The 7944-nt window shown below is 66.2% G+C and carries 4 protein-coding genes; 1 reads left to right on the top strand and 3 read right to left on the bottom strand.

Translation table 11 applies throughout. The features are described from left to right. Together ACE039_RS14435 and ACE039_RS14430 are read right to left on the bottom strand one after the other, a co-directional pair. Positions 1-598, bottom strand: a 598-nt coding sequence (locus tag ACE039_RS14435) for an ABC transporter substrate-binding protein (protein ID WP_485822660.1), incomplete at its 3' end; no start/stop codon positions are given. A gap of 52 nt (positions 599-650) precedes the next feature. After that, entirely contained in the window at positions 651-2696 is a 2046-nt protein-coding gene (locus tag ACE039_RS14430; protein ID WP_485822659.1) for a TonB-dependent receptor, read from the bottom strand. Between the two features lie 455 nt (positions 2697-3151). Here ACE039_RS14430 and metH point away from each other — a divergent pair, with 455 nt between their 5' ends. Continuing rightward, positions 3152-6925: a methionine synthase gene (metH, locus tag ACE039_RS14425; RefSeq protein WP_485822688.1), complete on the top strand. Its 3774-nt coding sequence runs from the start codon at positions 3152-3154 to the stop codon at positions 6923-6925. Positions 6926-7012: 87 nt separating this feature from the next. Here metH and ACE039_RS14420 read toward each other — a convergent pair. Then, on the bottom strand, positions 7013-7944 hold a 932-nt coding region (locus ACE039_RS14420), incomplete at its 5' end, for an amidase family protein (protein WP_485822658.1).

Raw genomic sequence — 7944 nt, 5'->3', positions numbered from 1 at the left:
GGCCGGCCGGGACGAAGACGCGCACGGGGCGGCGGCCGGCGTAGCGCGCGGTCAGGGCGGCCAGGCGGTCGCGCAACCGGGCGGCGGCGGGCCGCGCCTGCGCCTCGGTGCCGAACAGCATGCCCATGCGCTCGACGGCGTCGGGAATGGCGGCAAGCGTCAAGGGGTCGCTGTAGAAGACGGGCACGCCCAGCTTGTCCATGACACGCGTCAGCGGTTCGGCCGCGGCGGGCTGCCAGCCGATCAGCAGGTCGGGGCGCACGGCGGCCACGCGTTCGGCGTCTGGCTGGGTGCCGTCGCCGATGATGGGCAATTGCCGGGCGGCGGCAGGGAAATCGCTGCCGCGGATGGTGGCGATGAGGTAGTCGCCGGCGCCGGCGGCATAGACGAGTTCGGTGGCGTGGGGCGCCAAGGTGACGGCGCGGCGTGCGGGCGCGGACAGCCATACCGTGCGGCCCTTGTCGTCCGGCACCTGGATGGCGGGACCGGCGGGCTTGTCTGCCCCGCCGCCGGCGGCGGCCGGGAAAGCGGCCAGCATCGCGCCCAGGGCCAGGAGCAGCCTGGGAGCGATGCGTGGAAAGGCGCGTGCGAGGGTCATGCAGGGGCCGATAGGGTCAGCGGAGTACGCCGACTATATCGGATGTCCGCGATCAATAGCGCAGCGTGAGCGACGCGTAGAAGTTGCGGCCTGGCGCCGGGTACAGGTTGTAGTTGGCGACGGGGCCCAGCATCTGGAACGACGCATCGCCGCCGCGGATGCCGTAGGTGGCGTACTGGCGGTCGAAGATGTTGTTCACGCCGATGGCGCCTTCGATGTTGCGCGTGAACTTATAGGCCAGCTTCGTGTTGAACAGCACGTAGGCGTCCAGTTCCTTGTCGAACTGGTTGGCCTGGTCGTTGTCCATGCGGGACTTGCCCACGTACTGCGCCGACACGTTCCACAGGAAGGCGTCGGTGGGGCGCCAGGTCACGCCGGCATTCGCCAGCCATTTCGGGGCCAGCGGCACGGTCTTGCCGGCCAGGTCCACGCCCGCGTAGGTGCCCGAGCGGAATTGCGCTTCCATCCAGGTCACGTTCGCATCCAGCGTCACGCTGCTGGAAATGGCGGTGTGGCCTTCCAGTTCGATGCCTTGGCGGCGGGTCGGATCCAGGTTGGTGTTGGCGCCGGTGCCCGGGCCCCACATACCGTCGGCCAACGGGTTGTACTGGATCTCGTTGGTCAGGTCATAGCGGAAGTACGACAGGCGGGCGCTGCTTGCGGCGCCTTGCCACGTCACGCCGATTTCCTTGTCGGTGGACGTCTGCGGGGCCAGCGGCTGTTGCACCGACAGCAGTTCGTCGGCGTTGGGCAGACGGAAGCTGCGGCCGACCTTGCCGTACAGGCCGAAGCCGGCGGACAGGTCCTGGCGCACGCCCAGTTGCCAGGCGGTCAGGTGGTTGCCGCGATCGGACTCGGTGCCCGAACCGCTCAGGACTTCCAGGTCGTCGGACGCATACTGGCGGCGCACGCCGGCCGTCACGTAGGTGCTGTCGGTGGCGCGGATCTGGCCTTCGGCGAAGAGACCGTACTGGTGCTGGCGCGACTGCCACTTCGACGGTTCGAAGTCGTAGTAGGCGTTCTGGTTCGCGGTGGTCTTGGATTCTTGCGCGTCGGCGCCGAAGACGATGCTGTGGCCGCCGTTGATCGGCAGGCGATAACGCACGCTGGCGATGTTCTCTTCCAGCTTCTGGTCGCGCAGAGTGTCGCCAAAGCCGTCGTACGACAGGCCGTTCAGCTTCTTCTCGCGCGTCGACAGGTCGGCGTACAGCGTGCCAACGCCAATCGCCTGTTCGACTTGCAGGCCGAAGGTGGTGGTCGTGGTCTTGACGTAGTCGACGTCGTTCTTCGAACCGCGCGGGTCGTCCTGGAATTCGTTCACGCCGGTCGACGGGCTGATCAGGCGCGGGCCGGGCAGTTCCAGCTTTTGCGTGGTGGTGCGGCCGTACAGACGGATCGAGCCATCGCTATGGCGCAGGGTGATGCCGCCGCCGCCACCTTCGCGGCGCTCGCCGCTGTGGTCGCGGTAGCCGTCCGAATGCAGCGACTGCATGTAGGCGTCAACGCCGACCTTCTCGTTGTTCATCGCAACGGCGGCATCGTACTGGCGCAGGCCGTAGCTGCCGAACGTGGCGGTGGCGCGGGCCGTGACCGGCTCTTTCGAGAAATCAGACTTGGTGATGATGTTGATCACGCCGCCCGTCGTGCCGCCGCCGTATTGAACGGAGCCGCTGCCGCGCACGATTTCAACGCGTTCCACCTGGTCCAGCGGCACCACGCCCAGGCTGGGAGCCGACAGGTCGTTGGTGTTTTGCTTCACGCCGTCGATCAGGATCAGCGTGTTGCTGGCGCCGGTGATGCCGAAGCCGCGCAGGTCGACAATCGCGTTGTCGCTCGAGCTGCTGGTGTTGATCAGATTGATGCCGGCTTGCGTCGACAGCAGGTCTTGCATGGTGCGGGCGCTGCTGGCGGCGATGTCTTCCGCGGTGATGACCGAAATGGACACCGGCAGGGTGCGGCCGTCCGTCGGCACGCGCTGGGCGGTGACGGTGATCGTGTCGAGTTCGGGGGTGGCGGGGGCGGTTTGCTGGGCGGCGGCGATGGCCGGAGCGGAACAGAGCAGGGCGCCGGCGTAACGCCGGATGGAGCGGGCTTTCATCTACGTAACCTCGATGCGACCCGCGACCCCGCAGGTCAATCACGATGGGAAGGAGGCCCGCGCCGCAGCCGGCCGGTCGGGCCGGGCGGCGATGCATGGACTTCCTGACGAGCGAACTGGCCGGTATCGGGCTGCCATGGGCGCAAAAAGCGCGCATGGGGACCGTTGCGGGGGCAGCACAGGCTGGACGGCGGGGGGCGTGCCGGGGCGCTTTGTGGGCGACGCGGCGGCCCGGGCGGCCGTCTTCCTGTTTCCCGTTTACCTTTCGCGCGCGGCTGGCAAGTGTTGCGTTCTTGCAAGCCCGTTGCGCCGAAAGCACCGGTTCGGGGCCGAAACTGTATCACCCGAGGGCGCGAGGGAGCCCGTTTTGTTACGATCAAGGCTTGTTTTTTCAGTGGTTTTTGCTTTTTAGCCACAGCTTCGCCACTGAAGCCAACCCATTGCCGGACCTGCCCGTGTCGTATCCCCGCCTGCCGTACCCGCCCGAAGCCTATACCCAGGGTGGTGATTTCGCCCGCCTGCTGGGCAAGCGCATTTTGATCCTGGACGGTGCCATGGGCACCATGATCCAGCGCTACAAGCTGGGCGAAGCAGACTTCCGTGGCGAGCGTTTCGCCGACCACGGCAAGGACGTGAAGGGCAACAACGAACTGCTGTCGCTGGTGCGGCCCGACGTGATCTCCGAGATCCACCGGCAGTACCTGGAAGCCGGCGCGGACGTCATCGAGACCAATACCTTCGGCGCCACCACCATCGCGCAGGGCGACTACGACTTGCCGGAACTGGCCTACGAACTGAACCTGGTATCCGCCCGGCTGGCGCGCGAGGCCTGTGAGGCCTTCAGCACGCCCGACAAGCCCCGTTTCGTGGCAGGCGCCCTGGGCCCGCAGCCCAAGACCGCGTCGATTTCGCCCGATGTGAACGACCCGGGCGCGCGCAACGTCACGTTCGACGAATTGCGCGTGGCCTATATCGAACAGTTGAACGGTCTCTTGGACGGCGGCATCGATATCGTCCTGATCGAAACCATCTTCGACACGCTGAACGCCAAGGCCGCCATCTTCGCGACCGAGGAAGTGTTCGAGGCGCGCGGCATCCGCCTGCCCGTGATGATTTCGGGCACCGTGACCGACGCGTCCGGCCGCATCCTGTCCGGCCAGACCGTGGAGGCCTTCTGGAACTCGGTGCGCCATGCGCGCCCGGTCACCATCGGCCTGAACTGCGCGCTGGGCGCCGCGCTGATGCGCCCCTACGTGGCCGAACTGTCCAAGATCTGCGACACCTATGTCTGCGTGTACCCCAACGCCGGCCTGCCCAACCCCATGGCAGAAACCGGCTTTGACGAAACGCCCGCCGACACGTCCGCGCTGCTGGAAGAGTTTGCCCGCGCCGGTCTGGTCAACATGTCGGGTGGCTGTTGCGGCACCACGCCGGACCACATCCGCGCCATCGCGGATAAGGTCACGTCGCTGACGCCGCGCGTCGTGCCCGACATTCCGGTCAAGACCCGCCTGTCGGGCCTGGAGCCGTTGAACATCGACGAAGACACGCTGTACGTCAACGTGGGCGAACGCACCAACGTGACGGGCAGCAAGATGTTCGCCCGCCTGATCCGCGAAGAAAAGTACGACGAGGCGCTGGCCGTGGCCCGCCAGCAGGTCGAGAACGGCGCGCAGATCATCGACATCAACATGGATGAGGCCATGCTGGATTCGGTGGCCTGCATGCATCGCTTCCTGAACCTGATCGCGTCCGAACCCGACATCGCCCGCGTGCCGGTCATGATCGATAGCTCGAAGTGGGAAGTCATCGAGACCGGCCTGAAGTGCGTGCAGGGCAAGCCGGTGGTGAACTCCATTTCCATGAAGGAAGGGATCGAGCCGTTCCGCCATCATGCGCGCTTGTGCCGCCGCTACGGCGCCGCCGTGGTCGTGATGGCGTTCGACGAATTGGGCCAGGCCGACACGTTGGAACGCCGCAAGGAAATCTGCGCGCGCGCCTACAAGATCCTGGTCGAGGAAGAGGGCTTCCCGCCGGAAGACATCATTTTCGATCCGAACGTCTTCGCGGTCGCCACCGGCATCGACGAGCACAACCACTATGCGGTGGACTTCATCGAAGGCACCCGCTGGATCCGCGACAACCTGCCCTACGCCCGCATTTCGGGCGGCGTGTCCAACGTCAGCTTCTCGTTCCGCGGCAATGAGCCGATGCGCGAAGCCATCCACACCGTGTTCCTGTATTACGCGGTGAAGGAAGGCATGACCATGGGCATCGTCAACGCCGGCCAGTTGGGCGTGTACGCCGACCTGGACCCGAAACTGCGCGACCTGGTCGAAGACGTAGTGCTGGACCGGCCGGAGCCGGTGGGCAAGACCGACCCCGACGACGAGCGCACGCCGACTGAACGCCTGGTGCAGTTCGCCGACACGGTGAAGGGCTCGGGCGCCAAGCGCGAAGAAGACCTGAGCTGGCGCAATGCCGACGTCGAAAAGCGCCTGTCGCATGCACTGGTGCATGGCATCACGGCCTTCATCGTGGAAGACACGGAAGAAGTGCGCCAGAAGATCTTCGACCGTGGCGGCCGCCCGATCGAGGTGATCGAAGGCCCGCTGATGGACGGCATGAACGTCGTCGGCGACCTGTTCGGCGAAGGCAAGATGTTCCTGCCGCAGGTGGTGAAGTCGGCCCGCGTCATGAAGCAGGCCGTGGCCCACCTGATTCCCTTCATCGAAGAGGAAAAGCGCCAGATCGCGGCTGCTGGCGGCGACGTTCGCGCCAAGGGCAAGATCGTCATCGCCACCGTCAAGGGCGACGTGCACGACATCGGCAAGAACATCGTGTCGGTGGTCTTGCAGTGCAATAACTTCGAAGTCGTGAACATGGGCGTGATGGTGCCTTGCGCGCAGATCCTGGAAAAGGCCAAGGAAGAAAACGCCGACATCGTCGGCCTGTCCGGCCTGATCACGCCCAGCCTGGAAGAAATGGCGTACGTGGCCAGCGAGATGCAGCGCGACGAATACTTCCGTAGCCGCAAGCTGCCGCTGATGATTGGCGGCGCCACCACCAGCCGCGTGCATACGGCGGTCAAGATCGCGCCCAATTACGAAGGGCCGGTCATCTATGTGCCGGATGCCAGCCGCTCGGTGGGCGTCGCGACCAACCTGATGTCGGACCAGTCGGAAACGTATCTGGCGGAGCTTGCCCAGGAATACGAGGAAGTGCGCCGCCGCCACGCCAACCGCAAGGCCACGCCGATCCTGCCGCTGGCCGACGCGCGCGCCTCGCGTCCGGCCATCGATTGGGACAACTACACCCCGCCGCGCCCGAAGTTCATTGGCCGCCGCACGTTCAAAAGCTATGACCTGGCCGAGATCGTGAAGTACGTGGACTGGGGTCCGTTCTTCCAGACCTGGAGCCTGTTCGGTCCGTTCCCCGCCATTCTTGACGACAAGGTGGTGGGCGAACAGGCGCGCAAGGTCTACGCCGACGGCCTGGCCATGATGAAGCGCATCGTCGAAGGCCGCTGGCTGACCGCCAACGGCGTGGTGGGGTTCTACCCGGCTAACCGCGTCAACGACGAAGACATCGAGATCTACAAAGACGAGACGCGCAGCGAAGTGCTGTTCACGTACCGCAACCTGCGTCAGCAGGGCGCCAAGCGCGAAGGCGTCAGCAACAAGTCGCTGGCTGACTTCATTGCGCCCAAGTCGTCCGGCAAGCTGGATTACATCGGCATGTTCGCCGTCACGGCGGGCATCGGCATCGAGAAAAAGGAAGCCGAATTCGAGCGCGCGCTGGACGACTATTCCAGCATCATGCTGAAGTCGCTGGCCGATCGCCTGGCCGAAGGTTTCGCCGAATGCCTGCATGCCCGCGTGCGCCAGGACTTGTGGGGCTATGCGCCCGACGAAGCCCTGTCCAACGAGGACATGATCGCCGAGAAATACGTGGGCATCCGCCCTGCGCCTGGCTATCCGGCTTGCCCGGAACACGTGGTCAAGTCCGATATGTTCCGCGTGCTGGACGGCGGCGACATCGGCATGATGCTGACCGACAGCTACGCCATGTACCCCGCTTCCAGCGTGTCGGGCTTCTACTTCAGCCACCCGGAGTCGCAGTACTTCAACGTGGGCGTGATCGGCGAGGACCAGCTGGAAGACTACGCCAAGCGCAGCGGACGTACCATCGAGGACCTGAAGCGGACGCTGGCCCCGAACCTGGGCTGAGGCGCCCACCGGCGCAAATGAAAAACCGGCCGCATGGCCGGTTTTTTTTGTGCCCCGCCGAGGGCGAACGGTGATGGGGCTGCCAGTTCAGGCGGCGGGCCGGGGCGGTGCGATGCGCCCCAGGATGCTCTCGATCATCACGCCGATGACCAGCACCTTGCGGTCGTCGCCCGGCAGGCCGTCGATCTCGACGCCGACGGGCAAGCCCTCGGGCGACAAGCCCGCCGGCACGCTCAGCCCCGGCAAGCCCGCGTTGCTGCCGGGATCGACGTTGCGGGCCAGGCGGCTGAAGCTCTCGAAGCTGCTGGCCTCGGGCGTGGCCAGCATCGGCAGAATCGGCAACGTCGGAAACAGCAGGCCGTCCAGCGCGTGTTCCTGGAACGCGCGGCGGTACACGTCGATCAGTGCGTCGCGCTGGTCCGCGATGACGCGGTCGTACAGCGGCTTCAGCGGCAGGACCTGGCCGTCCGGCGTGGGCAGCACGCCCGGCACGATCAGCCCGTCGAAAATGGCCTTGACGTCGGGGCTTGCGATCTGCGCCACCACCTCGTCGAAGCTTACGCCCGTGTCGTAGCGTTGCAGGTAGGCGATCAGGTCGGGCTTCTGCTCGTACAGGCACAGCGGCATGCCGACGGCGGCATTGGCGGCCGGCAGATCGGGCATGTCGATGTCTATCAGCTGCACGCCGGCGTCGCGCAATGCGGCCAGGGCGGTGTCCATGACCGCGCGCACGGAAGGGTCCAGGTCGGCCCAGAAATAGCGGGCCAGACCCAGGCGCACGCGTGCGGGGGGCAGGGCCGCCAGCGGTTCGGCGTCGTCCGCCAGCACGGCGTCCAGCAGCACGATGTCTGCCATGCAATTGGCGATCGGCCCCGGCGTGTCCCGTGTATGCGAGATGGGCGTGATGCCCGCCCCGTCGTAGCGGCCGACCGATGGCCGGAAGCCCGCGGCGCCGTTGACGGCGGCCGGCAGGCGCACAGAGGCGCCGGTGTCGGTGCCCAGGGCGGCGGGCGTCCGCC

This window comes from Achromobacter maghribensis, assembly GCF_057334215.1.
This window is presented reverse-complemented; position numbering and strand designations above follow the sequence as displayed.